The 24,525-nt window shown below is 66.5% G+C and carries 22 protein-coding genes and 1 pseudogene; 16 read left to right on the top strand and 7 right to left on the bottom strand.

Annotation, left to right across the window (positions count from 1 at the left end; genetic code table 11):
- Positions 1-62 precede the first annotated feature (62 nt).
- Positions 63-1,121 (bottom strand): glycosyltransferase family 4 protein, encoded by a 1,059-nt coding sequence (locus tag FY251_RS07780; RefSeq protein WP_148414195.1) that lies wholly within the window; start codon positions 1,119-1,121, stop codon positions 63-65.
- Positions 1,122-1,347: 226 nt separating this feature from the next.
- Entirely contained in the window at positions 1,348-2,427 is a 1,080-nt protein-coding gene (locus FY251_RS07785) for a DUF354 domain-containing protein (protein WP_148414196.1), read from the bottom strand.
- A 325-nt stretch (positions 2,428-2,752) separates the two neighbouring features.
- Between FY251_RS07785 and FY251_RS07790 the strand changes: the two genes are divergently transcribed.
- The 10 genes from FY251_RS07790 (at position 2,753) to FY251_RS07840 (ending at position 13,681) form a co-directional block, all read left to right on the top strand.
- Positions 2,753-3,340, top strand: coding sequence for a metal-dependent hydrolase (locus FY251_RS07790; RefSeq protein WP_148414197.1), 588 nt, complete (start codon positions 2,753-2,755; stop codon positions 3,338-3,340).
- A 182-nt stretch (positions 3,341-3,522) separates the two neighbouring features.
- The gene (locus tag FY251_RS07795; RefSeq protein WP_148414198.1) at positions 3,523-4,098 is read left to right on the top strand and encodes an acyltransferase; all 576 of its coding nucleotides are present in this window, start codon (positions 3,523-3,525) and stop codon (positions 4,096-4,098) included.
- Positions 4,095-5,198 (top strand): DegT/DnrJ/EryC1/StrS aminotransferase family protein, encoded by a 1,104-nt coding sequence (locus tag FY251_RS07800; RefSeq protein ID WP_148414199.1) that lies wholly within the window; start codon positions 4,095-4,097, stop codon positions 5,196-5,198. The genes FY251_RS07795 and FY251_RS07800 overlap by 4 nt, the downstream gene beginning before the upstream one ends.
- A complete protein-coding gene (locus tag FY251_RS07805) occupies positions 5,195-6,253 on the top strand; it encodes a Gfo/Idh/MocA family protein (RefSeq protein ID WP_148414200.1) in 1,059 nt (352 codons plus the stop codon). Before FY251_RS07800 ends, FY251_RS07805 begins: the two co-directional genes overlap by 4 nt.
- Positions 6,250-7,677 (top strand): nucleotide sugar dehydrogenase, encoded by a 1,428-nt coding sequence (locus tag FY251_RS07810; protein WP_148414201.1) that lies wholly within the window; start codon positions 6,250-6,252, stop codon positions 7,675-7,677. The genes FY251_RS07805 and FY251_RS07810 overlap by 4 nt, the downstream gene beginning before the upstream one ends.
- Entirely contained in the window at positions 7,674-8,759 is a 1,086-nt protein-coding gene (gene wecB, locus FY251_RS07815) for a non-hydrolyzing UDP-N-acetylglucosamine 2-epimerase (RefSeq protein ID WP_148414202.1), read from the top strand. Before FY251_RS07810 ends, wecB begins: the two co-directional genes overlap by 4 nt.
- The gene (locus FY251_RS07820; protein WP_187367370.1) at positions 8,752-9,786 is read left to right on the top strand and encodes a polysaccharide deacetylase family protein; all 1,035 of its coding nucleotides are present in this window, start codon (positions 8,752-8,754) and stop codon (positions 9,784-9,786) included. Before wecB ends, FY251_RS07820 begins: the two co-directional genes overlap by 8 nt.
- Positions 9,787-9,882: 96 nt before the next feature.
- On the top strand, positions 9,883-11,199 hold the full coding sequence (locus FY251_RS07825) for an antibiotic ABC transporter permease (protein WP_148414204.1): 1,317 nt from the start codon (positions 9,883-9,885) through the stop codon (positions 11,197-11,199).
- A 303-nt stretch (positions 11,200-11,502) separates the two neighbouring features.
- Entirely contained in the window at positions 11,503-12,591 is a 1,089-nt protein-coding gene (locus FY251_RS07835; protein ID WP_148414206.1) for a GNAT family N-acetyltransferase, read from the top strand.
- Positions 12,592-12,643: 52 nt separating this feature from the next.
- Entirely contained in the window at positions 12,644-13,681 is a 1,038-nt protein-coding gene (locus FY251_RS07840) for a GNAT family N-acetyltransferase (RefSeq protein WP_148414207.1), read from the top strand.
- 48 nt (positions 13,682-13,729) lie between these two features.
- On the opposite strand, the gene FY251_RS07845 is transcribed toward FY251_RS07840, so the two are convergent.
- Positions 13,730-14,026, bottom strand: coding sequence for a winged helix-turn-helix domain-containing protein (locus FY251_RS07845; protein ID WP_148414208.1), 297 nt, complete (start codon positions 14,024-14,026; stop codon positions 13,730-13,732).
- 443 nt (positions 14,027-14,469) lie between these two features.
- Between FY251_RS07845 and FY251_RS07850 the strand changes: the two are divergent.
- Positions 14,470-15,416, top strand: a pseudogene (locus FY251_RS07850) (DUF6920 family protein).
- Between the two features lie 30 nt (positions 15,417-15,446).
- A complete protein-coding gene (surE, locus tag FY251_RS07855) occupies positions 15,447-16,322 on the top strand; it encodes a 5'/3'-nucleotidase SurE (protein WP_148414209.1) in 876 nt (291 codons plus the stop codon).
- A gap of 26 nt (positions 16,323-16,348) precedes the next feature.
- On the opposite strand, the gene FY251_RS07860 is transcribed toward surE, so the two are convergent.
- Positions 16,349-16,753, bottom strand: coding sequence for a CBS domain-containing protein (locus FY251_RS07860; RefSeq protein WP_148414210.1), 405 nt, complete (start codon positions 16,751-16,753; stop codon positions 16,349-16,351).
- Positions 16,754-16,960: 207 nt separating this feature from the next.
- Here FY251_RS07860 and msrA point away from each other — a divergent pair, with 207 nt between their 5' ends.
- From msrA to FY251_RS07875, 3 genes are all read left to right on the top strand, one after another.
- Complete coding sequence (msrA, locus tag FY251_RS07865; RefSeq protein WP_148414211.1) at positions 16,961-17,494, top strand: peptide-methionine (S)-S-oxide reductase MsrA; 534 nt, start codon at positions 16,961-16,963, stop codon at positions 17,492-17,494.
- Between the two features lie 655 nt (positions 17,495-18,149).
- Positions 18,150-18,974, top strand: coding sequence for a ParA family protein (locus FY251_RS07870; protein ID WP_148414212.1), 825 nt, complete (start codon positions 18,150-18,152; stop codon positions 18,972-18,974).
- Positions 18,967-19,536 (top strand): hypothetical protein, encoded by a 570-nt coding sequence (locus FY251_RS07875; protein WP_148414213.1) that lies wholly within the window; start codon positions 18,967-18,969, stop codon positions 19,534-19,536. Before FY251_RS07870 ends, FY251_RS07875 begins: the two co-directional genes overlap by 8 nt.
- 578 nt (positions 19,537-20,114) lie before the next feature.
- Here FY251_RS07875 and FY251_RS07880 read toward each other — a convergent pair.
- Positions 20,115-21,365: an orc1/cdc6 family replication initiation protein gene (locus FY251_RS07880; protein WP_042661998.1), complete on the bottom strand. Its 1,251-nt coding sequence runs from the start codon at positions 21,363-21,365 to the stop codon at positions 20,115-20,117.
- A 955-nt stretch (positions 21,366-22,320) separates the two neighbouring features.
- Here FY251_RS07880 and eif1A point away from each other — a divergent pair.
- On the top strand, positions 22,321-22,605 hold the full coding sequence (gene eif1A, locus FY251_RS07885; protein ID WP_013035036.1) for a translation initiation factor eIF-1A: 285 nt from the start codon (positions 22,321-22,323) through the stop codon (positions 22,603-22,605).
- 206 nt (positions 22,606-22,811) lie between these two features.
- Here eif1A and FY251_RS07890 read toward each other — a convergent pair whose 3' ends face one another.
- Together FY251_RS07890 and FY251_RS07895 are read right to left on the bottom strand one after the other, a co-directional pair.
- Positions 22,812-23,288, bottom strand: coding sequence for a YbaK/EbsC family protein (locus FY251_RS07890; RefSeq protein WP_148414214.1), 477 nt, complete (start codon positions 23,286-23,288; stop codon positions 22,812-22,814).
- A 118-nt stretch (positions 23,289-23,406) separates the two neighbouring features.
- The gene (locus FY251_RS07895) at positions 23,407-24,522 is read right to left on the bottom strand and encodes an aminotransferase class V-fold PLP-dependent enzyme (protein ID WP_148414215.1); all 1,116 of its coding nucleotides are present in this window, start codon (positions 24,520-24,522) and stop codon (positions 23,407-23,409) included.
- Positions 24,523-24,525: the final 3 nt, after the last annotated feature.

Below are 24,525 nucleotides of genomic sequence, written 5' to 3' on the forward strand. Positions count from 1 at the left end.
ACCGGCGAGATTCGCCGGCGGCGGAACGCCCACGAAAAAGACAGAGGCCGGAGATCTCGGCGCTACACCGCCTCGGCGTACATCGCCACCAACTCCTCGGCGTTCGACTGCCACGAGTAGCGCTCTTCGATAGCCGCCCGGTTCGTCCGACCCATGCGGACGGCCTCCTCGGGATTGGAGACGAGTCGCGCGAGCGCCCGCGACAACTCCTCGGCGTCGCCGGGCGCGACGAGAATTCCGCGGTCGTCGGTGATGACCTCGGGGATGCTCCCGACGGGCGTGGTCACGATGGCGTTGCCGCCAGCCATGCCTTCGAGCATGGCGATTGGGAGCCCCTCCGCGTACGTCGGAAGGACGAACACGGTCCCGCGGCTGATGAGATCGCGTTTGTCTTCCTCGGAGAGGAAGCCGAGGTACGAGACGTTGTCGTAGGCGGCGGCGACCGCTTCGGCGCGGTCGGCGTGGGGGCCGCGGCCGCCGATGCTCACCTCGAAGTCGAGGCCGGGCGTCGATTCGAGTCTCTCGACGGCGTCGAGGAACTCGCGGATGCCTTTGCGCTCGATGAGGTTCGAGACGAAGACGAGGTGGACGGGGTCGGTCGGGTACGCCGGGTCGTACTCCGCGGGTTCGACGGCGTTGGCCATGACGTGGACTTTCTCCTCGCCGGCGAGGCGAGAGACGAGGCCGCGCCAGTACTCCGAGAGGACGACCACGTCGTCGACGGCGTCGAACACGAGCGACTGGAGTCGGCGGACGGCCCGCGAGTCGGTGGCGAGGAAGTCGTCGAACGACGAGCCGTGGATGTGGAAGACCACCGGGACGCGCCAGACGTACTTCGAAAACAGGGCGAAGAACGCCGCGCGGTAGAACGAGTAGGTGTGCGACGAGTGGACGTGGACGATGTCCGGGCGTCGCTGGAAGGGAAACAGGGCGACGGCGACGAGCGACGAGAGGAGCATCCGCGCGGCGAGTTCGAGCCCCTCGCCCTTCGGCGCGGTGTAGCGCGTGTAGACGCGAACGTCCATCCGGTCTTCGAGGTAGCGACGTTGTTCGGTGATGTATCGGTCGATGCCGCCGGTGCCTTTCGGGCCGACGATGAGGAGTGTTTGCTTGGGCTTCATGGGTTGGTTCTGGTGATTCTGCGGGTCGTGGTCGGGGAATCGCGGATTCCGATTCCGTGTCACGGACGCGTCGAGGCGGACGCGGGCGCGCGCCGGTCGATGCGCGAAAATTGGACGGTTCGGCGGTTAGTTATGGGTCGATTGACCGTCTTCGGGGGCGGACGGAAGCAGCGGGTGGGGCTTCGATTCCGCCGGCGGCGTGAGGCCAGCTATGGCGCAACGACGACTACGCCGGCACGGTGTGTCGCGTCAGCGAGTCCACCGTCTCGACGGAGCCGTAGTTCAGCGCCACTTGGACGATGACGTCGGTAAGGTTGACTTTGTCCGCGAGAAAGGCGTCGCGCTTGTCGGCCCAGCGGGCCTTCGCGCCGTCGTCGGCGAGGAGTTCCTCCGCGCGGGCCATCACGTCGTCGAACGACTTGCGGTTGGAGATGAGCCCCTGCCGTTCGAGTTCGATGAAGTTGCCCATGTCGTCGTCGCCGACGAAGGAGTTCGACCGGATGGCGGGCGTCCCGAGGAGCGCCGCCTCGGTGACCATCGTCTGGGTGTCGGCGACGAGCAGGTTCGCCTCGGCGAGCACGTCGTGGACGAGCGCGGGGTGGAAGTCGAACGGGCGGGTGTCGAGGTCGCCGTCGCGGCGCTCCTCGCTCTCGTCGAGGACGAAGACGGTCGCGCGCTCGCCCAGCATCTCGATGAGTTCGCGGCGGCGCTCGGGGGTGAAGCCGCCGTGGCCAACGTCGTGGTGCGAGCCGAACGCGTTGAATCGGACGACGACGAACTTCTCGTCGGGGTCGAGACCGAGTTCGGCGCGCACGTCGACCGAGGGCTCGTACACGTCGGGGTGGAGATAGGCCGTCTCTTTGAACCCGCGGAACTGGTAGTGGTTCTCCGCGAGGTCCTTCCCGAAGGTGTGGGGCGTCAGAATCGCCTTGGCGAACGGCCGGGAGACGACGTGGTCCAGCGAGGTCGGCTCGGAGTCGAGAAGGAGGACCACGGGCGTCCGCGAAACCGCCCCGGCGTGGGCCGCGTAGCCGCCCATCCCGAAGATGAGGTCGGGTTTGAACCGCCGCACGGCCCGGAAGATGTTGACGTAGTGGAACGGGAGCGATTTGAAAAGCGAGTACTTCGTCGTCCCGCAGGAGCCGTAAATCTCGTGGGGGAGGTCGTAGTATTCGAGGAGGTCCGTGGTACAGCCGTAGTCGCGGCCGAGGACGAGCACGTCGTGACCCATCGCCTGAAGCTCTCTGACGGCGTACTTGTAGAGGTGGACGTGTGCGGGCGTGTTGGTGAAGAACAGGTATCGCATACTCTCTGGGAATGCCACGCGCCCCGCGGGAGTAGTTATACGGCGTCTACCCGCCGCATTCGGGGGAATCGCCGCCCGTTTCCGGCCGCGAAAATCACCCCGGAGCCGTTACGGTCGCCATAACAAAACCCGGACGAACACTCGGGTTCCCTGACCGGGCGCTCGCGCGCCGTTATCGCCTAACACCGCACCCGACGCGGGCGGAACTCTCGCCTCCACGACCGACCGCGACGCGCCCCACAACCCAGATGTTTCAGACACGTATCCCCACCACGCCGCGACGAGAAACTGACGACACGGACGCGACCGCCCGGAGCGACCGCTGATGTTCCCGTGGGAACACGCCGCCGTCGGCTACATCATCGTCTCGCTGTGGGCGCGGGCGACCGGCCGGAAGCTCGACGGCTGGGCCGCGCTGGCGGTGCTCGTCGGAACGCAGTTCCCCGACCTCGTCGACAAGCCGCTGGCGTGGTCGTTCGGCGTCCTCCCGAGCGGTATCTCGGTGGCGCACTCGATTCTCGTCTCGGTTCCGGTCTCGGTCGTCGTCGTGGCCGTCGCGCGGCGCTACCGGGCGGCGACGGTCGGCGTCGCCTTCGCCCTCGGCTACCTCTCGCACATCCCCGCTGACCTGCTGTACAACGGCTTTTTCTTCGGGAACTACGACGTGATTCGGGCGTTCCTCTGGCCGCTGTCCCACGGGAGCGAGTCGTCGATGGGCGGCTTCTTCGCCCAGACGTGGTTCTACCTGCGCCGCTTCGTCGTCTTTCTCCGCCGGCCCGAGGCGTGGGTGCTGGTCGCGTTCGAACTCGCGTTGCTCGGGAGCGCCTTCTGGCTCTGGGTCGGCGACGGCGTGCCCGGTGTGGGGCTTCTCAAGCGCTCTGTGACCGGAATCCGACGCAGCGTTACGAAGTGACTGCGACCGGATTTCGGGCGGCAACCACTCCATAACAAAGCCCTCACCGAGACTGAATTTCGCTAAGGCAGGCAGACTCCCCGCCGACATGATATGAGATTCCAGATTTTCCAGTCGACCCGGCCGTCCGCCGAGTCGGCACAGACGGCCGACGGAGCGCGACCGACGCGAGGTGGACGCCGATGAGCGCCGAGGTGGGCGTCGAATCCCACGTCGACGACGGCGTCACCATCGGCTACGGCGACGGCGACGACCCGGTCATCGGCGACCGGGCGCGAATCCGCGCCGGCACCATCGTCTACGACGACGTGACCATCGGCGACGACTTCGTCACCGGCCACAACGTCCTCGTCCGCGAGCACACGACCATCGGCGACCAGGTGCTTCTCGGGACCGAGACGGTCGTCGACGGCACCACGACCATCGGGTCGCGCGTGAGCATCCAGACGAACGTCTACATCCCCACCAACACCCGCATCGGCGACGACGTGTTCGTCGGGCCGGGCGTGGTGATGACGAACGACCCCTACCCGGTCCGCACCGACGCGGAACTCGTCGGACCGATAATCGAGAACCACGCCTCCATCGGCGCGAACGCGACGCTCCTCCCCGGCGTGACAATCGGCGAGGGCGCGTTCGTCGCCGCCGGCGCGCTCGTCGTGAACGACGTGCCGCCGCGCACCCTCGCCGTGGGCGTCCCCGCCGTCCACCGCGACCTGCCGGAACAACTGCGGGGAGAAAACAGGATACGACGATGAGTTCAGACCACATCTCAATCGCCGCGCCACAACTCGGCGCGGCCGAACGGGACCGAATCGCCGCCGTCCTCGAAAGCGGCATGATAGCCGACGGCCCCGAGGTTCGGGGCTTCGAACGGGAGTTCGCCGACTACTGCGGGGCCGACCACGGCGTCGCCACCTCGAACGGAACGACGGCGCTCCACGCCGCGCTTCACGCCCTCGGTATCGGTCCCGGCGACCGCGTCCTGACGACGCCCTTCACGTTCATCGCCACGGCCAACGCCGTCGCTTTCGCGGGCGCGGAGGTGGGCTTCGTCGACATCGACCCGCGGACGTACAACATCGACCCCGACGCGCTCGAAGCGCGACTGCGGGCCGGCGAACAGGTGGACGCGGTTATCGCGGTCCACCTCTACGGTCTCCCGGCGGACATGACGCGCCTCGCGGAACTCGCCGAGGAGTACGACTTCCTGCTCGTCGAGGACGCCGCGCAGGCCCACGGCGCGGACGTCGAGGGACGGCGCGTCGGCTCCCTCGGCGACGCCGCGTGCTTCTCGTTCTACCCGACGAAGAACATGACCACGAGCGAGGGCGGGATGATTACCACCGACCGCGCGGACGTCGCAGATCGCGCCGCCCGGTTCGTTGACCACGGCCGCGTCTCCGGCTACGAACACGCCGAGGTCGGCCACAACTTCCGCATGACGAGCATCGCCGCGGCCATCGGCCGGGTCCAGCTCGAACGCCTCCCCGAGTTCACTCGCGCGAGGCAGGCGAACGCCGCCGCGCTCACGGAGTACCTCGAAGACTCGCCGGTCACGACGCCCCACACGCCGCCGGACCGGACCCACGTCTTCCACCAGTACACCGTCGCCTGCGACGGTATCGAGCGCGACGCCCTCAAGTCGTACCTCGACGCGAAGGGCATCGCCACGGGCGTCTACTACCCGAAACCCGTCCACGAGCAACCCGCGTACGAACACCTCGCGGTGTCGGCCCCTGTCGCGGAGGAAGCCGCGACGCGGGTGCTTTCCCTCCCGGTCCACCCCGGGCTCAGCGAGGCCGACGTGGAGCGCGTCGGGACCGCGGTCGCCAACTACGCGGAGGTGGCGAGGTGAGCCGAGACCCCGCCGGACGCCGCACCGACGGCGGCCGAGAGCGCCCGGTCCGCGCGGGCGTCGTCGGCGTCGGTTCGATGGGGACCAACCACGCGCGGGTCTACGCCGAGTTGCGCGGCGTCGAACTGGTCGGCGTCGCCGACGCGGACGCCGACCGCGCCGCCGAGGTCGCCGCCGACTTCGGCACCGACGCGTACGGAGTCGAGGACCTGCTCGACCGCGTGGACGTGGTGACGGTCGCGGTGCCGACGCCCTATCACGCGTCGGTCGCCCGGCGGTGCATCGACGCCGGCGTCCACGCGCTCGTCGAGAAACCCTTCGTCGACGACCTCGACGCGGGCGCGGAGTTGGCCGCGCGCGCCGCAGAGCGCGGCGTCGTGCTCCAAGTGGGCCACATCGAGCGGTTCAACCCGGCCGTCCGCGCCCTCCCCGACCTCCTCGACGGCGTGGAACCCATCGCCATCACCGCGAATCGACTCGGCCCGCCGCTGAACCGCGAGATGGGCGACGGCGTCGTCATGGACCTCATGATTCACGACATCGACGTGGTGCTCTCGCTCGTCGACGCCGACGTCGACCGCGTGGCCGCGACCGCCACGCCAGACGAGCAGTACGCGACGGCGCAGGTGACCTTCGAGAACGGCGTCATCGCGTCGCTCACGGCGAGTCGGCTCACCCAGCAGAAGACGCGGACCCTCGACATCACCGCGCGCGACCGGCTCATCCGGGTCGACTACCTGAACCAGTCGGTCCAGATTTTCCGCCAGTCGCGGCCGGACTACCTCCGGGACAACGGCGGCGTCCGCTACCGCCACGAGGTGGTCATGGAACAGCCGATGATCTCCACCGGCGAGCCGTTGAAACGCGAGCTACAGGCGTTCGTGGACGCCGCGACCGACGGCGGCCCGGTCCTCGTCTCGCCGGCCGACGGCCTGCGCGCCATCGAACTCGCCCGGCGCATCGAGGCCGACGCCGAGGTGACGGCTCGGAGCGTCGAGGGCGCTGCAACCGCGGAAAGCTCTGAGACCACCGAAACCACGGAGGGACAGCGATGAGCCGCGAGCGCCCCGGGTTGTACGGCTCCGACCGCTCGGCCGACGAACAGACGCGGGCCCTGCGCGCCGGCGAGGTCCCCGTCGCGGTGTACGGCCTCGGAAAGATGGGCCTCCCGCTGGCGGCCGTCTACGCCCGCGCGACGGGCAACGTCACCGGCGTCGACATCAGCGAGGACGTGGTCCGCGGCGTCAACGACGGCGAGTGCCACGTGGCGAAGGAACCGGGACTGCCCGAGTTAGTCGCCGAGCAGGCCGACCGCGGCGCGCTCCGGGCGACCACCGACGGGGTCGCCGCGGCCGAGGGAGCCGCGGTGCACGTCATCATCGTCCCGACGCCGCTGACCGACGACCGCGAGCCCGACCTCGCGGCGTTCGAGGCCGTCCTCGACAGCATCGCACGGGGGCTCGCGCCCGGCGACCTCGTCGTCGTCGAGTGCACCGTCCCGCCGGGGACGAGCAAAGACCTCGTCGTCCCGTACCTCGCGGAGCGAAGCGGTCTCTCGGCCGGCGAGTTCGGCGTGGCGTTCTGCCCCGAGCGGACCTCGTCGGGCCGGGCGCTCCGCGACATCGCCGAGTCGCACCCGAAAATCGTCGGCGGCGTCGACGCCGAGAGCACCCGCGTCGCGGCGCTCGTCTACGGCGAGATTACCTCGAACGAGGTGATTCCCGTGCGCGACGCGACGACCGCGGAGGCCGTGAAGCTGTTCGAGGGCGTCTACCGCGACGTGAACATCGCGCTCGCCAACGAGCTCGCGCGGCTCCGCGACGACCTCGGCATCGACGTGACCGAGGCCATCGACGCGGCCAACACCCAGCCGTACTGCGACATCCACGCGCCCGGCCCGGGCGTCGGCGGCCACTGCATCCCGTGGTACCCGTACTTCATCACGAGCCGGGTTGAGGCCGAGACACCCTTGCTCCTGACCGCCCGCGAGGTCAACGACAGCATGCCGGCGTTCACCGCCGACAAGCTCCGCGACGAACTGGCCGCGGCGGGACGCGACGTCGAAGGTGCGACCGTCGCCGTCCTCGGCGTCACCTACCGCCCCGGCGTCGCCGAGACCCGCGCGACGCCCGCCGCGGGCGTCATCGACCGGCTGAACGACCTCGGCGCGACCGTCCTCGCGGTCGACCCGATGCTCTCCGACGAGGTCGTCGCCTCGTTCGGCGCGACCCCCGTCGTGCTCGCCGACCTGCCGACCCGCGCTATCGACGCGGCCGTGGTCGTCACGCCGCACGAGGAGTTCGACGGCATCGACTGGACCGCCTTCGACGACCTCGTCGTCGTCGACGGCCGCGGCACCCTCGGCGACATCGGCCACCGCGTGTACGAAATCGGCAGCGGACCGCGGGGCGGGGCATCCGAGACCGAGGCCGACCCCGAGATTGCGGCCGACGCGCCGCACGGAGGGCCGGGGCGATGAGCCGTCTCAAGGTGCTCTCGGTCGTCGGCGCGCGCCCGCAGTTCATCAAGGCGTTCCCCGTCTCAGACGCGCTCAGGCGCGACCACGACGAGGTGCTCGTCCACACCGGCCAGCACTACGACGAGTCGATGTCGGGCGTGTTCTTCGACGAGCTCGCCATCCCGGAACCCGACTACAACCTCGGGGTCGGCTCGGGCGGCCACGCCGCCCAGACCGCCGAGATGATGACCCGGCTGGACGTCGTCGTCGCCGACGAAGCGCCCGACGTGGTGCTCGTCTACGGCGACACCAACTCCACGCTCGCGGCGGCGCTCGTGGCCGCGAAGCGCGACCCCGCGCTGGCGCACGTCGAGGCCGGCCTGCGGAGCCACAACTGGGCGATGCCCGAGGAGGTCAACCGCGTGCTCACCGACCACTGCTCGGACCTGCTGTTCGCGCCCTCCGAGTCGGCCGCCGAGACGCTGGCGGCCGAGGGTATCCGCGACGGCGTCTCCGTGACCGGCGACGTGCAGTACGACGCCGTCCTCCGGGTCCGCGAGGCCGCCCGCGAGCGGTCGACGATACTCGACGGACTCGACCTCCGAGACGGCGAGTACGTCCTCGCGACGGTCCACCGCGCCGCCAACACCGACGACCGCGACCGCCTCGAAGGCATCGTGGAGGGGCTGGCGTCGTCGCCCCTCCCGGTCGTCTTCCCGGTCCACCCGCGGACCGAGGGGGCGCTCGAAGCCAGCGGCCTCTGGTCGCGCCTCGTCGACGCCGAGAACGTCGTCCTCGTGGAACCGGTCGGCTACCTCGACTTCGTCCGCCTGCTCGACGGCGCGGAGCGCGTCGCCACCGACTCCGGCGGCGTCCAGAAGGAGGCGTTCTACCTCGACACCCGGTGTCTCACGCTCCGCGACGAGACCGAGTGGACGGAGACCGTCGACGCCGGCTGGAACGCCCTCGTCGGCGCGGACGCGACCGCGATTCGGGCGGCGCTGGCCGACGAGAGCCCGCTCCCCGAAAAGCCCTCGCTGTACGGCGACGGGAGCGCCGCCGAGCGAATCGTCGCCGCGCTCTCGGAGTACGAGCATGCGTGAGAGGAAGGGAGACGCGGATGCGCGAGCTGACTTCCGCGTGACCCGCACGGAACCGAGCGAGTCCGGCCCCGGCTTCGCGGTCTGTCTGACCCACGACGTGGACCGCCCGTACAAGACGTATCAGGGGCTGTACTACGCGGCGAAGTCGAACCCCGGCTACCACCTCCGGACGCTCCTCCGCCGGGAGAACCCCTACTGGCAGTTCGAGGAAGTCATGGCGCTCGAACGCGACCTCGGCGTCCGCTCGTCGTTCTACTTCCTCAACGAGCCGAGCATCCTCGAAACGGGGTCGCTTTCGGACTGGCTCGAACCGAAGAACTGGGTCGAACATCTCGGCCGGTACGACCTCGATTCGGCGTCGGTCGCCACCGCCGTCCGCGACCTCGACGAGGGCGGCTGGGAGGTCGGCATCCACGGCTCGTTCCGGTCGTGCGACGACTTCGACCGCCTCCGGACCGAAAAGCGCGAACTCGAAGCGGTGCTCGGCCACGAGGTCGTCGGCGGCCGCCAGCACCACCTCAGACTCGGGCCGAACACGTGGCGCTACCACCGCGAACTCGGCCTGAAGTACGACGCCAGCCCCGGGTCGAGTTCGGAAAACGGCTTCCAGCACGGCTACCGACCGTTCAGACCCTTCGGCGACGACTTCGTCGTCTTCCCGCTGACGCTGATGGAGGTGTCGCTTCCCGACCCCGGGTCGGCGTTCGACGAGGCGTGGGCCGAATGCGAACGGCTCTTGGACGAGGCCGAGTCGAACGACGCCGTGATGACGGTGCTGTGGCACCCGCGGTACTTCAACGAAAACGAGTTCCCCGGCTACCGCCGGCTCTACCGCCGCATCGTCGAGCGGGCGCTCGACCGGGGCGCGTGGGTCGGCCCCGTCGCCGACTACTACCGAACGTTCTTGGCCGAGCGCGAGCCCGGCGGCTCCGGTGATTCCGGCGGCGACTCGGACGGAAGGGCGACCGACGGTGCGACCACCGACAGCGCGACCCCCGGCGGCGCGGGTCGCTCGCTCTCGCCGTAGAATCCGGCGGCGTCGGTCGGTATCGGCCCCATAACAAAGCCGCCAGCGGGCTTCCTCTCGGACAGCCAACACCCCGCAGAGAGGCTATTCTGTATCATGAATCCATCACCGAAGACGCAGTATCACCGCGACGGCGACGCCGACACGGAGCGACTCCAGCGGTACGTCGACGTACTCGACGACGTGCTCGACTACGCCCGCGAACGCGACTACAAGGGCTGGGACTACGGCGACGGCATGAGTAGCAGGCTTCTGCTTTCTGTCCCCGTCGACAACCGCTGGTTCAACCTCGCGGTCCAGGAGTTCATCAAGCGCTCGCCCGTCAACGTCCGCCCGCTGTTCCTCGTGGAGCAGCGCCGGAACTTCAAGGGCATCACGCTGTTCGCCATGGCGAACCGGACCCGCGCCCAGTTGGCCGAGTGGTTCGACGGCGACCGCCCGGCGGAGACGTACCGCGACGACGCGGCGTCGCTGACCGAGTGGCTCGTCGAGAATCAGGCGAAAGGCTACAGCGGCTTCGCCGGCAGTCATCGCCACGTCATCCAGCACATCTCGGGTCGTAACGGCCCGCGGTCGGGGATTCCCCACTCGCCGAACATCGTCTCGACGGCTTACGGCGTCAAGGCGCTCCTCGCCGGGCGGGAGTTCGACCCGGACTACCCGGACATCGCCAAGACCGCCGTGGACGTGCTGCTCGACGACCTCAACTACCGGCCGAAGGACGACGGCGCGGTCATGGACTACTACCTCTCGCACCCGAAGGACAGCTACACGCTCAACGCGCTGGCAATCGGGGCGCGGCTGTTCGTCGAGCTGTACGACCACTTCGGCGACGAGGAACTGCTCGAACGCGCCGAGAAGGTGTACGACTTCGTCGCGTCGAAGCAGACCGACCGCGGCGGGTGGTACTACCGCGAGCCCGCGAGCGCCTCGCACCTCTCGATGGACAACCACCACAACGGCTTCATCGTCGAGTGCTTCCAGCGCTACGAGCAGGTCGTCGGCAGCGGTCGGTACGACGAGACGCTCGAACGCGGCCTCGACTTCTACGCCCGCGAGCTGTTCGACGAGGACGGCGCGCCGAACTTCGACGAGGAAAACCCCTACCCGCGGGACATCCACGCGACGGCGCAGGGCATCCTCGTGTTCACCTACGCCGGGCAGTACGACCGCGCCGAGCGCGCCATCGACTGGGCGCTGGCGAACATGTACGTCCCGTCCGAGGGTCGGTTCTACTTCCGCAAACACCGCTTGTACACCAAGCGCATGACGCTCATGCGGTGGTGTCAGGCGTGGATGGCCTACGCCATCGCCGAGTACGTGGCCACCAGAATCTCCGGGGAACCGACACACGGCTACGGCATCGACGCCGACGGTATCGAGCGCCTACGGCCGGCGGCAGAGAGTCCCTGACGGCGGGCAGGCCGCCGCGAACGCCGGCTAGTCGCTTCATAACAAATCCCCGTCCTCTCGTCACAGTAGTTCGAGAATGTCTTTTCGAATGATACACGCCGACGCGGCCCGACCGGACCGCGGGTCGATTTACGGGGCCGCCGCGTCCGCCGGTGAGTCGGCTGATTACGGTCTGTTCGGACGGTTTGAACGGGTCTGCCGAGACGGTCGAATCGGGCGGGACGGTCGAGGCGGTCGGGACGGCCCCACGCCGTGTTGTCGAGGTCCGCGGACGCGGTACGAACACCTGACGCCTCCCAGCCCATGACCATCGAAATCGCCGAGTTCGACCACGGCGACCGCGACGAATGGGACACGTACGTCGAGCGGTCGAGTCAGGCCAGCTTCTTCCATCAGTACGAAGCGCTGCGACTCCAAGCGAAGCACTCGAACTCGACGCTTCACCTGCTCGTCGGCTTCAAGACCGAAGAGCCGGTCGGGCTGTTCCCCGTCTTCGAGATTCGAAAGGGGCTGGTCAAGACGGCGTTCTCGCCGCCGCCGCACATCGGCGTCCCGTATCTCGGACCCGTGATGCTCGACGCCGGCAACATCAAGAGCCGGAAGTTCGAGCGCCGCCGCAACCAGTTCATCGACGGCTGTACCGCGTGGATAGACGAACACATCGGCCCGAACTACACGCACGTCCGCGTCGGCGACTACTACACCGACATGCGGACGTTCCTGTGGGGCGGCTGCGACGTGTCGCCGAAGTACACCTACAACGTCGATTTGACCCGCGACGAGAACGAGCTCCTCATGTCGTTCAGCCGGAGCGCCCGTCGGAACATCCGCGACGGCCGAAAGCTCGTCTCCGACATCGAGGAGGGCGACCGCGACGACATCTGTTCGATTCTCACGCTGGTCAAAGACCGCTACGAGGAACAGGACCTGTCGTTCGACGTACCGCCGCAGTTCGTCATGGACCTGTACGACTCGCTGCCGGCGGGGCAGATCCGACCCTACGTCTTCCGGTACGACGGGACGTTCGTGAGCGGGATTCTCGCCCTCCAGTACGGGGACACGCTCTACCGCTGGCTCGGCGGCGTCCGGCCCCAGCGGGACTTCGGCATCGACGTCAACGACCTGCTGGACTGGCGCATCATGCGCGACGGCATGGACGCCGGAATGCGCCGCTACGACCTCGTCGGCGCGAACAACCACCGACTCAACCGTTACAAGAGCAAGTACAACCCCGAACTCGTCACGTTCTACCAGATCGAACACGGGGCGCTCCCGGTCAGAACCATCGCACACCTGTACAAGAGCCGCCTCGGTCCCGGCATCGAGATGCTGTCCCGGGGAAACGGGACGAGCCTCTCGTCGCGACTCGTTTCGGGGCTGTTCCACCGATGACGACCCGACCGCCGCACCGACCGACGACCACCACCCCGCACGACCACGACACATGTCACAACTCCGTATCGAACCACTGAGCCTCGACGAGTGGGGAGCCGCGCTCCCCTCGTCGGGCACCGAAGTCTTCCACACCCCCGCGGTGCTCGCCGCCATCGACGAGCACTTCGACGGCGAGATGCACCTGTTCGGCGTCTTCAAGGGCCAAGAGCCGGTCGCGCTGTTCCCGACGTTCGTCCGCCGGAACCCCCTCGGACGGGTCGTCGTCTCGCCGCCGCCGTCGATGGCGATTCCCTACATCGGCCCGGTGATGATGCCGAACAGCCCGAAACAGAGCGCCTACGAGTCGGTGAACCGCGAGTTCGCCGACCTCGTGGTCGAGGAACTCGGCATCCGCTCGAACCGGACGTTCGTCCGCCTGCTGTGTTCGCCGGCGTACCTCGACCCCCGCCCGTTCGAGTGGACCGGCTTCGCGGTCAAGCCCTCCTTCACCTACCGGCTCGACCTCGACGGGCGCTCGCTCGACGAGATTCAAGCCCAGTTCAGCAGCAGCCTCCGCCGCGAGATTCGGCAGGCGCGCGAACTCGACGTCACCATCGCGGACGAGGGACTCGACGGGGCCCGCGTCGTCTACGACGACGTGGTCTCGCGGTACGACGAGCAGGACGAGCCGTTCGGAATGCCGTGGGAGTTCGTCGAGTCGTTGGTCGAGAACCTCGGCGACCGGTGTCGGGTGTACGTCGCCCGCGACCCCGACGGCGAGTATCTCAGCGGGATGATCGTCCCCTTCTCCGCTGAGGTGGGCTACTTCTGGCTCGGCGGCGCGCGCGGGGAGTACGACGGCGTCAGCATCAACAGCCTGCTCCACTGGACCATCATCGAGGATATCGTCGAAGACGAGGCGCTCGCGTCGGTCGCGAAGTACGACCTCGTCGGCGCGAACACCGAGCGGCTCTGCAACTACAAGTCGAAGTTCGGCGGCGAGCTCGTCCCATACTACGTCGTCGAGTCGACCGGCGTCGGGATGAACCTCGCCAAGCGGACCTACCAGCTCCTGAACAAGGGGTCGGAGCGAATCGCCACGAAGTAGGCGGGGCGCGAACGCGGACGCGCGGGTGCCGTCGCCGAGCGACCGCGCTCACGCCATCTGCTGTGTCTGAATGACGTTCCAGATGTTCTCGGCGTCGTCGGTGATGCCGTACACCCGCCCTTTTCGGCGCTGTTCCGGGACGAGAAGTTCCACGAGCGAGCGGTCTCTGAGTTCCTGCAGCGCCCGCGAGACGTGAGCGACCGCACTCTCCGAGTCCGCGGCGATTTGCGTCGGCGTCGCCGGGCCCTCGGAGAGCCTCTCAAGCACGGAGACGCGGTAGTGAGAGCTGATGACGAAGCCCACGTCGTCCCACGGTACGTCGTCGGCCCCGTCGAGGGAACTCACGCAACGCCCACCTCGCTTGGGGAGACGGGTCGATAGGCGGTCGAGTCGGGGCGGTCTCTCGGGGTCGATAGGAGGTGAGCGCCGACGGCGACCCGGCGGAGGCGACGGTTCGCGTCGCTCGGGGCGGTGGCGGCGGTCGTGGCGGACGTGACGGTCGGCGACGAGCGGAGCACTGACAGCAGCGGAGACGTATCTACCGAAAACAGGCGCATTAACGGGATATTAACCGCGATGTCGGCGGGTGCCCGGCGTGCCGGCCGCATCGGTTCGATGCGCATTCGTTCGTTAGTACGAACTTAATTACATAAAGTCTCCGTTTGAATTATATTCTCCCGTTCGTGAGAGTCTCGAAGTTTTGAACGTCGCGTTGACAGGAGTTCGGTCGGTGCCGCCCCGTGAGAGCGACGACGAGGCTCATATCCGTCTCGCCCGTATCGACCGGTATGGCACGGAATCGAACGCTCGGACGACTCGGGGTCGTGGTCGTCGGCGGCGCGCTCGCCGTCGGCGTTCTCCTCGCCGCAATCCGAGCGCGGGCCGACGAGACGGCCGGCCGACTGCTCGATGCGCTCCGACGGGAGCGCGCCGAATCGACCCCTGACGTCGCCGGAACCGAGGCCGCCACGCCGGCGACTGCCTCCCTCCCCGATCCGGTTCAGCGGTATCTCGAACGCGTGCTCCCCGACGAACCCCCTCGGGTTCGGTCGGTTCGGCTCCGCCAGACCGGCGAGTTCAGACTCGGCGACGCGGACTCGCCGTGGAAGTCGATGACGGCGACGCAGCACTACACGGTCGACCCGCCGGGGTTCGTCTGGGACGCCCGAATCGACCTCGTGCCGTTCGTGCCGTTCCCGTCGGTTCGGGTCGTCGACGCCTTCGTCGGCGGCGCGGGGACGCTCGAAGCGAGGCTACTCTCGGTGGTCACCGTCGCGGACGCCCCGCCGTCGCCCGAGCTGGACGAGGGCGAACTCGCCCGTTACCTCGCCGAGATGGTCTGGTTTCCGACCGCGTTTCTCCCCGGCCACGGCGTCAGGTGGGAGCCGAGAGACGACCGCTCGGCACGCGCGACGCTCGCCCACCGCGAGTCGACCGCGAGTCGACCGCGAGCGTCGTGTTCCACTTCGACGAGAACGACGAGATAGCGCGCGTCACCGCGGACCGGTGGCGCGAGACGGGCGGCGGCGAGTACGAGCGGCGTCCGTGGACGGGACGCTTCAGCGACTACCGCGAAGTGAACGGGATTCGCGTCCCCGCGGCGGCCGAAGTGGCGTGGACCCTCCCGACGGGCGACCTGCCGTACTGGCGGGCGACCATCGACGCCGTGGAGTACGACCCGTTTTCGACGGCGGGACAGGGGTCGGCGACGCCGTCGGCTCAGAATCCGGAATAGCTACGGCGACCGGCGGAAATCCCCGAGTAGATGACCGACTCCTCGTCTCCGCTTCGAATCCTCCTCACCAACGACGACGGCATCGACGCGCCCGGCATCGCCGCCATGCGCGAGGAACTCACCGCCGTCGGCGACGTGACCGTCGTCGCGCCCGCCGAGAACCAAAGCGGCGTCGGCCGCGCCCGCAACGAACACGCGGTCCGCCGCGACCACCCGTGGGGGTACGCCCTCGAAGGCACCCCCGCCGACTGCGTCGCCTACGGCCTCCGCGGCCTCGACGCCGACTTCGATATCGTCGTCTCCGGTATCAACGACGGCCCGAACGCGGGCAACTACGTCGTCGGCCGGTCGGGCACCGTCGGCGCGGGCGTCGAGGCCGCGTTCCTCGGGACGCCCGCCATCGCCGTCTCCAGCTACCACGCCCGGGACTTCTTCTGCCACCCACCCGAGGAGTACGACTTCTCCCGCCCCGCGCGGGTCGCCCGCGCCCTGGCCGAGCGCGTCTTCGGCACCGACGTGTTCGACGAGGTCGACCTCTTGAACGTCAACGCCCCCGCCGACGTGCCGAGCCCCCGGATGCGCGTGACCCGCCCCTTCGCGGACTACGACCAGCAGGTCGACCACCACGCCGACGCCGGCGCGCTCCCGGACGGCGACCGCGAACACGACCTCGACGACGACGAGGTTTACGTCCGCCTGCAGGACATCTCGTGGCCGGACGCCGTCGGCTTCGAGAACCCGTTCCCGCTCGGCGACGAACACCGCGACCGCTACCCCGTCGGCAGCGACCGCCGCGCGATGGTCGACGGCGAGGTGAGCGTCTCGCCGCTGGCGGTCCACCACGGCCACGCGACGGACCCGCGGCTGGCGAGCATCGTCGAGAGCCTCTCCGAGCAGGTGGAGTAGCGCGGAGTCGGGCAGAAGAGACCGCGTTACGACCGCGCTAGCTTTCCGGTCTGCGAGAGGTACGCGGCGAGGTCCGACGTGGCTATCATCCCGATGACGCCTTCCTCCTCGTCCACGACCGGCATGTGGTGAAAGCCGTGTTCGGTCATCGACTCCGCGACGGCGAGGATGGAGTCCTGTGCGCCCGCGGTAATCACGTCGGTGGTCATGTATCGCTCGACGGTGGTCTGGGCCTTCGGCTGGCTCTTGGCGACGATATCGACGAAGTCGGTCGTCGTCAGGATGCCTTTCAGTCGGTTCTCCCCGTCGACGACGACGACCGAACTGATGTTGTTGTCGAGAATCAACTGCGCCGCGTCTTCGACGAGCGTGTCCGGGGTGACCGTGTGGAGGGCCGTCGACATCACTCTCGCAACGAATACGTCTTCCATGGTAATTGCTGACAGACAGGGCGGATAAATGTTGGCTTCGCGTACAGTTTGGTCGGGAAATCCACGGACACATCGGGACTCGCTCGTCGAAGCCTGTGATTCGGGTTCGCAGTCGTCGGCGCGGACGGAGACCTCGTCGCGGACGGGGGTCTCGGTTCCCACTGCCCCCGCCGCGGGGCTTAATTCCTCGGCGACGTAACCGGGACTATGGGAAGCACACAGACTGCGACGTTCGGCGGCGGCTGTTTCTGGTGCGTCGAAGCCGCGTTCAAGGAACTCGACGGCATCAGCGAGGTCACGTCGGGCTACGCCGGCGGCGAGACCGCGGACCCGACCTACGAGCAGGTCTGCTCGGGGAACACCGGCCACGCCGAGGTCGTGCAGGTCGAGTACGACCCCGCAGTCGTCGGCTACGACGAACTGCTCGACGTGTTCTTCGCGGTCCACGACCCGACGCAACTCAACCGACAGGGGCCGGACGTGGGGACGCAGTACCGCTCTATCGTCCTGTTCCACGACGACGACCAGGAGCGGCAGGCGTCGGCCTACATCGAGGCGCTCGACGAGGAGTACGACGACGACGTCGTCACGGAGTTGGTCCCGCTGGAGACGTTTTACGAGGCCGAGAAGCACCACCAGGACTACTTCGAAAAGAACCCCAACGACGCGTACTGCCAGTTCCACGCGAGCCCGAAAATCGAGAAGGTCCGCGAGAAGTTCGCCGATAAACTCGCCAACTGAACCGAGCGAACTGCCGACCCGACACCACCATGTCCGCAGTATCTGCCGGTCAGCAACGCTGAATTACCGATATTTTCCGGATGGCGGTCGGAATCGAACGGCGTCCGGAAGCGGAGTTCGAACAGCCCGAGCGGTTCAGACGGCGCGAACACCCCGGACAGTCGAAACTGTCGGCGGTGTTTGCACTGTCAGCGGATTTCGGACTGTCCATGAGTTTTAGAAGTCGAGGACAGTATAGAATTTGTAGAATTCGTAAAAATTGTAGAGAGTGAGGGCGGTTCGCACTGCGGGAGATTCGCTCAGTGTGAGAGATGTGCGAACTGCGAGCGGTGTTCGGGAATCGGACGCTTCGTTCGGGAGAGCCCCTTCGAAGCGGCCGAAACGCGGACGGGATGTCGCTCAATGACCGCGGGCAGTTCACAATTTCCACAATTTTTAGAAAGTGTAGAAGTTTCAGGGAGTGTAGAATGTAGACACATCTCCGACGGTTCAAAAGTCGTGGATAAAATTATGTGGCACGGCGCGGAAGGTCCCTTCGAGTCCTCAAATGTCCGCACAGCCCGCAATTCAGACGGAGTTCGCACCGCTCAGACAGCAGACACAGCGTAAACTGTGTACAAATTGTGGAAATTTCTCGGTGGCGGAGGCCCGATAGATGTCGCGGGCCGTGAGCGTCTCGCTCCAGAAAGGCGGCGTCGGAAAGACGACGATTGCGATCAACCTCGCCGACGCGCTCGTCGCGCGGGGCAACGACGTGCTGCTCGTTGACCTCGACCAGCAGGGGAACGCGACCGAGGGCGTCGGACTGAAAGACGCCTACGAATCGTCGGAGTCGAACATCGGCGACGTGCTGACCGACGACGACCCAATCGACGTACACGAGGTGATACGCGACCGCGAGAGCTTCGACGTGCTCCCCTCCCACGTCGACCTCGACGACATCGAAGACCGCGTCCGGAACTCGACGTTCGGCGTGCTCTGGGTCCGCCGCCGAATCGTCGACCCGCTTCTCGACGACGACTACGACTACATCGTCATCGACTCGCCGCCGAGCCTCGGCCCGCTGTCCGATGCGGCGCTCATCGGAACCGGGAACGTCGTCGTCCCGCTGTTGATGAGCGAGCCGAGCGTGAGCGGTTTCGAGCGGATGTTCGAACAGCAGATCGGCCCGATTCGGCGCGAAGTCGACCTCGACATCCTCGCTATCGTTCCGAACGACCTCACCGGGAACAACGAGGAAAAACGCATCATCCGCGACCTCGAAGCCTCCCCCTTCGAACAGTTCATCCCGCCGTTCGCCCGCTCGGACCTGTTCGACGACCCCGACTCCAAGGGACCGGGAATCAGACACCGAATCGCGTTCAGTCGCGCCTGGCGCGACGGGAAGACGCTCCGGGAGTACGACCCCTCGAACGACATGCTCGACCGACTCGACCAGCTCGCGGAAATCGTCGAGCGCGGAGGAACGAACGATGCCTAAGGAGAACCGATTCGCCGGCCTCGGCGAGGCGATGGAATCGGAATCAGAGCCCGACGACGAGGAAGCATCGGACAGAGCCGCTCCCGACGAGTCCGAGTCAAAGCGTTCCGAACCGACGGTCGAAGCCGGACCCGAAATCGAGTCCGAACCGGAGACCGAGTCCGACTCGGGCGACGCGGGTGGAGACCCCGACAGCGAGGGAGAACCCGACAGCGAAAGCGTCGACAGCGATGAGCGGAGTGAAGGCGGCGAACCCCAAGGGCTGACCGGGTCGAACGCGGAAGCAGACGGCGCAGAGCACGTCGACGACGCGGAGCAAGCGACAAAATCGGAGGGCGGTCCGGCGTTCGAGTTCGAATCGACGACCGCGAAGAGCATCTACGTCCGAACCGAGACGCTCGACCGGCTGGACGACGCCGAGTTCGAAGTCGAGTCGCACCTCCGCCGGGAACACGACGTGCGCGACCTGACCGGCCGCGAGTTCCACGACGCACTCGTCCGCGTCGCCGCCGAGTACCCCGAGGAAATCGCCGACGCCGTCCTCGAAACTCGCGACGAGTGACGCGTGGCGACCGACGCCGAAAGCGAGAGACCGATTGACGATCGCGCGCGGAGAACAGAGCGAAATCGAGGCCGAGGAAACCGCTCGAACGCCCGAAGAACAGCGGACAACGTGGTGTTCGAGACGGAGAGCTCGGCCTCCGATTGTCGAAACAGTCGGTGACGGTTAGTCCCAGAGCCGGGATAACCAATCGGTCGAACACCGTGGCGTCCGCCGTTGTCGAGACGCCATATAACGGAGCGATTTCCCACGTCGAAAGACGCGTCACCGAACACCAGTATGTCCGCTGTTGTGCCGGTAACGAGCCACGAAGAGGACCGCTACCGGGACGATAGTCCACCGTGGACGGGCTGGAACACCACAATGTCCGCTGTTCAGATAAGCGGCGAAAATCGCCGATTTACTGCGGACATCGTGGTGTTCCGAGCGGTCGGGTACTGACAACGAAGGGATATGGGTGCGCCCCACCGAACGGGCATTTTGAGGAACGACGAAAGCGACAGTTCTCCCGAAACGTGACGAAAAGGCGTCGGGGACCGAGTACACCACGATGTCCGCAGTAATCGCAGTCGGGTCGTCTACTGCTCGATGAAGTCGTCGAGCGTGCTCGTCTTCTCTCCGTCGAGGAAGGGTTCGACCGTCTCGTGGACGCCCACGAGTTCGATAGTGTCGCGCATGGCCGAGACGATGAGCCCGACGTCCATATCGAGGGCGTACTCGCGGTACGTCCCGCCGCGTCGTCCCTCGTTTCGCTCGGTGACCGAGACGATGCCGAGCATCGCGAGTTCGCTGAGGTGGTCGCGCATCCGGCGCGGGACGAGCGGGTCGCGGTTGGCGAGTTCGGTAAAGCGAGTGTAGCGGGGGCGAACGTCGCGGGAGCGAATCGGCGTCTCGTCTTCGAGTTCGAGCGTCAAAAGCGAGTAGAGGACGAGGTGGCCGTGTTCGGTCAGGCCGTTGATTCCCTCTTTGATGCGGCCGCGTTCGAGGGCGCGCCGACCGCGTTTGACGTGTTCCTCCTCGATGCGGTCGGTGTCGTCGTCGCGGGCCAAGTCGCCGGCTTTCATCAACAGGTCGATGGACTGGCGGGCGTCCCCGGCGTCTTTCGCGCCGTAAGCGGCACAGAGCGGAATCACCTCGTCGGAGAGGACGCCCTCGCGGAACGCAACCTTGGCGCGCTGTTCGAGGATGGCGCGGAGGTTCTTCGCGTTGTACGCGGGGAAGTGAATCTCCTGTTCGCACAGGGAGCTTTTAACCTTCGGCGAGAGGTCGTCGCGGAACGAGAAGTCGTTGGAGATGCCGATGAGGCCGACTTTCGCCGCGTCGAGGTTCCCGTTGGCCCGCGCCCGCGGGAGTTGGTAGAGGATGCTGTCGTCGTTGACGTGGTCGATTTCGTCGAGGACGATGATTATCGTCCCGCCGCAGTCGTCGAGTTCCTGCCAGAGCATCTCGTAGACGGAGCCGAGCGGGTAGCCCGTCGTGCTGATCTGGTTCGACTCCGACCGGAATTCGTTGACGAGTCGGGTCGCAATCTGATACGAACTCGTGAGTCCATCGCAGTTCAGGAAGACGACGGTGAGGTGGATGTCGTCGTAGTGACTCGCGTCTTCGCGGAGGTGACCGAGTAGGTACCTCGACGCGGCGGTCTTGCCGACGCCGGTCTTGCCGTAGAGGAAGATGTTGTTGGGCTGTTCGCCGTTGATAACCGGCTGCAGCGCGGCCTGGAAGGTGCGGAGTTCCTCGTCACGCCCCACGAGTTCCTCGGGTTGGTAATCCTCACGGAGGGCGTCCCGGTCCCGATAGATCTCGGTGTCCCGCTCGAATAGGGGCATACTACCACGGTTCGACCACTTCATTCATAAAACCACCGTGTCCGGAGTGTCCGCTGTTCTCTCGATTTATATACTCAGGCGGGAACACACCCCCTCCACTTTGTCCGCTGTTCTGGGAGACGAAGGTAACCGATGGAACAAGTGGACGAAAGTATTTGTTCTGAAATAGAGAAAGATTTATTAGACTGTAATTTAAACTAAGTCCGTAATACAGACAACTATACTAGTTAGGTCGAGAGTGTTTGAGGACGGCTGCTTTCATTCATGCCAATTTGTGGAAAAATAACTCGGCTGGTTGGAACCCGACGGTAGAGACCCGGCTCACGACAGCGGGGGGTACCGCTTCACACCGAGAACAGCGGACAAAGTGGTGTGAGTGTTCCCCGCCTCACACCGTCTCGTCTTCACGTTCACATCCGTCGAGAACAGCGGACAATATGGTGTCTGTGTCAACACTCATCGAACGCTTCCCGACCGCTCGTTGACACGTGTCGTCACACAACCGTGGTTAGTCTCGTCCGGTCGAGTCGAACCGACTTCTTCGCTCGTCTTCGACCCCGACGAAAGCTGTTCTCCGTGGCTCTACGAACCCCGAGAATCGACAAAAGCGTCTTTTTAGGGACTGAGAATCCGGATAACTGCGGACAAAGTGGTGTTGTAGGGGAATCATCGAGACCCACGTCACGCCCACCCGCTCTCAGCGACGACCCGACGATGGCCAACTACGAATGTGACCGACCACGAACGGTGTGACCGACCACGAACGAGGTCTCCAGCGGACCTCGAACAGTCTGTGTGGAATGTTATTACGACCCACCATCCTCTGCTGGCGACCAATCTATCGAAAACAGCGGACAACGTGGTGTTCGAGACTACCGTCACCCTGTTTCAACTCCATGACATTTGGTATCACGAGTATCCGATAAGTTATCCGTCTCCGTCCCTGAGCAAGACCATGAGTGAAAATCAAGGGCGTCGAAACCTTCGAATGCCCAACGACAACGAGCTGTTCGCAGTCGTCACAGAGCACAACGGTGGCAATCACGTCCGAATCCGCTGTGAAGACGGAAAGAACCGCATGGGCCGCATCCCCGGCCGCATGAAGTACCGCACGTGGATCAACGAGGGCGACGTCGTGCTCGTCGAACCGTGGGACTGGCAGGACGAGAAAGCCAACATCGAATGGCGTTACACCGGCGAGGACGCGGACCAGCTCCGGCGCGAAGGCCACATTCAGTAATCATTTTCTCCGAAAGGAGAGTTTATCTCGCCTGACGAACAGCCGCGGCGCTGGGGTCGTCTCGCAGTGGTTTTGCGCAGTATTGCGGTTTCTCTCCGGTGGTTCGGACCTCGTTCCGACGGTGAAGAACAGCGGACATTGTGGTGTTGTTCTCGTCCGGTCAGCGGCGGAGCGTGCCGAGTGTTCGCCTCGATTCCGCTCTCGCCTCACTCGAACACGTCGACGAATCGCGGCGCGGAGAGCGTCCGCAGGTCGTCCGGCGTGAGTCGGAACACCGCCTCGGGCGTTCCCGCGGCGGCCCAAATCCGGTCGAACGACTCGAACGTCGGGTCCGCGAGGACGGGGCAGTCCGTCGCGTGGCAGGTCGGCGGCACGCCGCCGATGCTCCAGCCGGTCGTCTCTTTCACCTCGCTGGGATTGGCGCTGCGAACGGCCCCCTGTTCGACGCCGAACTCGGAGCCGAGCGAGCCCTCGTCCACGCGATTCGCACCGCTCGTGAGGACGACAACCGTCTCGTCGCCGACGCGCATGACGATGCTCTTGACGATTTGGCCGACGTCGCAGCCGACGGCCGCGGCCGCGTCGTCGGCCGTCTTGGTTCCCTCCGGAAACTCCTCGATGGTCACTTCGAACCCGTGAGAATCGCGTACTCTGTCGGCGAACTTGCGTGCCGTGGGATGCATGCCCTGCGGTTCCCCCTCGCCGGATATGAACGTTCGCTGACGAGGCAGATTCTGCGGGGGAGTCAACGACCCCCCCGCGAGCTACGGGCGTTCTCGACGACCCCCGCGAGCTACGGAGCTACCATTCCCCGTCGAGTCCGTCGCGAAGCGCCGTCACGTCCGTCTCGTCGTTGAAGTTGTGGAACGACGCTCGGACCGCTTTCGGCTCGGGGAGCGTCCGGACGACCACGCCGGCCGACTTGAGACGCTCGACCGTCCCCTCCGGGTCGGTGACTTCGAACGAGACGAGTCCGGAATCCGGGTCGTGCGGACTCAACAGCCGACCCCCCGGGACGGCTTCGATGAACTGGCTCGCGAGATCGCGAACGTGTTCTTCGGTCCGGTCGAGGCCGACGCGTCCGGCGACGTCGATGGCCTCCCGGAGCGCGACGTGCGGGGCGGGGTTGGTGGTCCCGACCTCGAAGCGCTTGGCTCCCGCCGCGAAGTCGAGGCCGTCGGCGTTCGGCTCCGTGACGCCGCGGTAGCCGACGGCGTGCGGTTCGATGTCCTCTGCGACCTCGCGCCGGACGTACAGGAACCCCGCGCCCCACGGCCCGAGTAGCCATTTGTGACCCGCACCGGCGACCACGTCCGCGCCCCAGTCCTCCACATCGACGGGGTACTGGCCGAACGACTGGACCGCGTCGACCACCGACAGCGCGCCGGCGTCGCGGGCGATATCGGCGAGTTCGCGCACGGGGAGCCGCGTCCCGTAGTTCCACGTCAGGGCGCTGAAACAGACGAGTTTGGCGTCGGCGACGGCCTCGGCGTACTGGTCCATATCGAGCCGCCCCGCCTCGCTCTCGACGACGCGGACCTCGACACCCTCGCGTTCGAGTCGTCGCCACGGGAGGATGCCCGCCGGGTGTTCGAGGTCGGTCCGGACGACCACGTCGCCGGCCTCCCAGTCGAGCGCGGTGGCGATGCGGTTGATGCCGTCGGTGGTGCTCTGGGTCAGCGCGACCTCCTCGGCCTCGGCACCGATGAACGCGGCCACGTCCTCGCGGACGGCCTCGTAGGCGTCGAACGCGGTCGGATAGGGGCCGTCGTCGCCCGGCGACTCGTACTCGTGGTATTCGAGGAAGTCGGTCGCGCGTTCCACGATGGGGCGGGGGCTCGGGCCGTGCGCGCCGGTGTTGAGATACGTGACGTCGTCGAGGGCCGGAATCGTCGTTCGGAGTTCGTCGGGTGTCATAGT

Source organism: Haloferax sp. KTX1 (genome assembly GCF_902410085.1).
GTDB classification, from domain to species: Archaea; Halobacteriota; Halobacteria; order Halobacteriales; family Haloferacaceae; genus Haloferax; species Haloferax massiliensis.

What these genes read in the sequence shown, in the direction of transcription:
- FY251_RS07810 (WP_148414201.1), top strand. Translation starts at nt 6,250, where the DNA reads ATGAGCCGCGAGCGCCCCGGGTTGTACGGCTCCGACCGCTCGGCCGAC.
- surE (WP_148414209.1), top strand. Translation starts at nt 15,447, where the DNA reads ATGACCGACTCCTCGTCTCCGCTTCGAATCCTCCTCACCAACGACGAC.
- FY251_RS07860 (WP_148414210.1), bottom strand. Translation starts at nt 16,753, where the DNA reads ATGGAAGACGTATTCGTTGCGAGAGTGATGTCGACGGCCCTCCACACG.
- FY251_RS07800 (WP_148414199.1), top strand. Translation starts at nt 4,095, where the DNA reads ATGAGTTCAGACCACATCTCAATCGCCGCGCCACAACTCGGCGCGGCC.
- msrA (WP_148414211.1), top strand. Translation starts at nt 16,961, where the DNA reads ATGGGAAGCACACAGACTGCGACGTTCGGCGGCGGCTGTTTCTGGTGC.
- FY251_RS07820 (WP_187367370.1), top strand. Translation starts at nt 8,752, where the DNA reads ATGCGTGAGAGGAAGGGAGACGCGGATGCGCGAGCTGACTTCCGCGTG.
- wecB (WP_148414202.1), top strand. Translation starts at nt 7,674, where the DNA reads ATGAGCCGTCTCAAGGTGCTCTCGGTCGTCGGCGCGCGCCCGCAGTTC.
- FY251_RS07780 (WP_148414195.1), bottom strand. Translation starts at nt 1,121, where the DNA reads ATGAAGCCCAAGCAAACACTCCTCATCGTCGGCCCGAAAGGCACCGGC.
- eif1A (WP_013035036.1), top strand. Translation starts at nt 22,321, where the DNA reads ATGAGTGAAAATCAAGGGCGTCGAAACCTTCGAATGCCCAACGACAAC.
- FY251_RS07795 (WP_148414198.1), top strand. Translation starts at nt 3,523, where the DNA reads ATGAGCGCCGAGGTGGGCGTCGAATCCCACGTCGACGACGGCGTCACC.
- FY251_RS07785 (WP_148414196.1), bottom strand. Translation starts at nt 2,427, where the DNA reads ATGCGATACCTGTTCTTCACCAACACGCCCGCACACGTCCACCTCTAC.
- FY251_RS07870 (WP_148414212.1), top strand. Translation starts at nt 18,150, where the DNA reads ATGTCGCGGGCCGTGAGCGTCTCGCTCCAGAAAGGCGGCGTCGGAAAG.
- FY251_RS07825 (WP_148414204.1), top strand. Translation starts at nt 9,883, where the DNA reads ATGAATCCATCACCGAAGACGCAGTATCACCGCGACGGCGACGCCGAC.
- FY251_RS07835 (WP_148414206.1), top strand. Translation starts at nt 11,503, where the DNA reads ATGACCATCGAAATCGCCGAGTTCGACCACGGCGACCGCGACGAATGG.
- FY251_RS07875 (WP_148414213.1), top strand. Translation starts at nt 18,967, where the DNA reads ATGCCTAAGGAGAACCGATTCGCCGGCCTCGGCGAGGCGATGGAATCG.
- FY251_RS07880 (WP_042661998.1), bottom strand. Translation starts at nt 21,365, where the DNA reads ATGCCCCTATTCGAGCGGGACACCGAGATCTATCGGGACCGGGACGCC.
- FY251_RS07895 (WP_148414215.1), bottom strand. Translation starts at nt 24,522, where the DNA reads ATGACACCCGACGAACTCCGAACGACGATTCCGGCCCTCGACGACGTC.
- FY251_RS07840 (WP_148414207.1), top strand. Translation starts at nt 12,644, where the DNA reads ATGTCACAACTCCGTATCGAACCACTGAGCCTCGACGAGTGGGGAGCC.
- FY251_RS07890 (WP_148414214.1), bottom strand. Translation starts at nt 23,288, where the DNA reads ATGCATCCCACGGCACGCAAGTTCGCCGACAGAGTACGCGATTCTCAC.
- FY251_RS07790 (WP_148414197.1), top strand. Translation starts at nt 2,753, where the DNA reads ATGTTCCCGTGGGAACACGCCGCCGTCGGCTACATCATCGTCTCGCTG.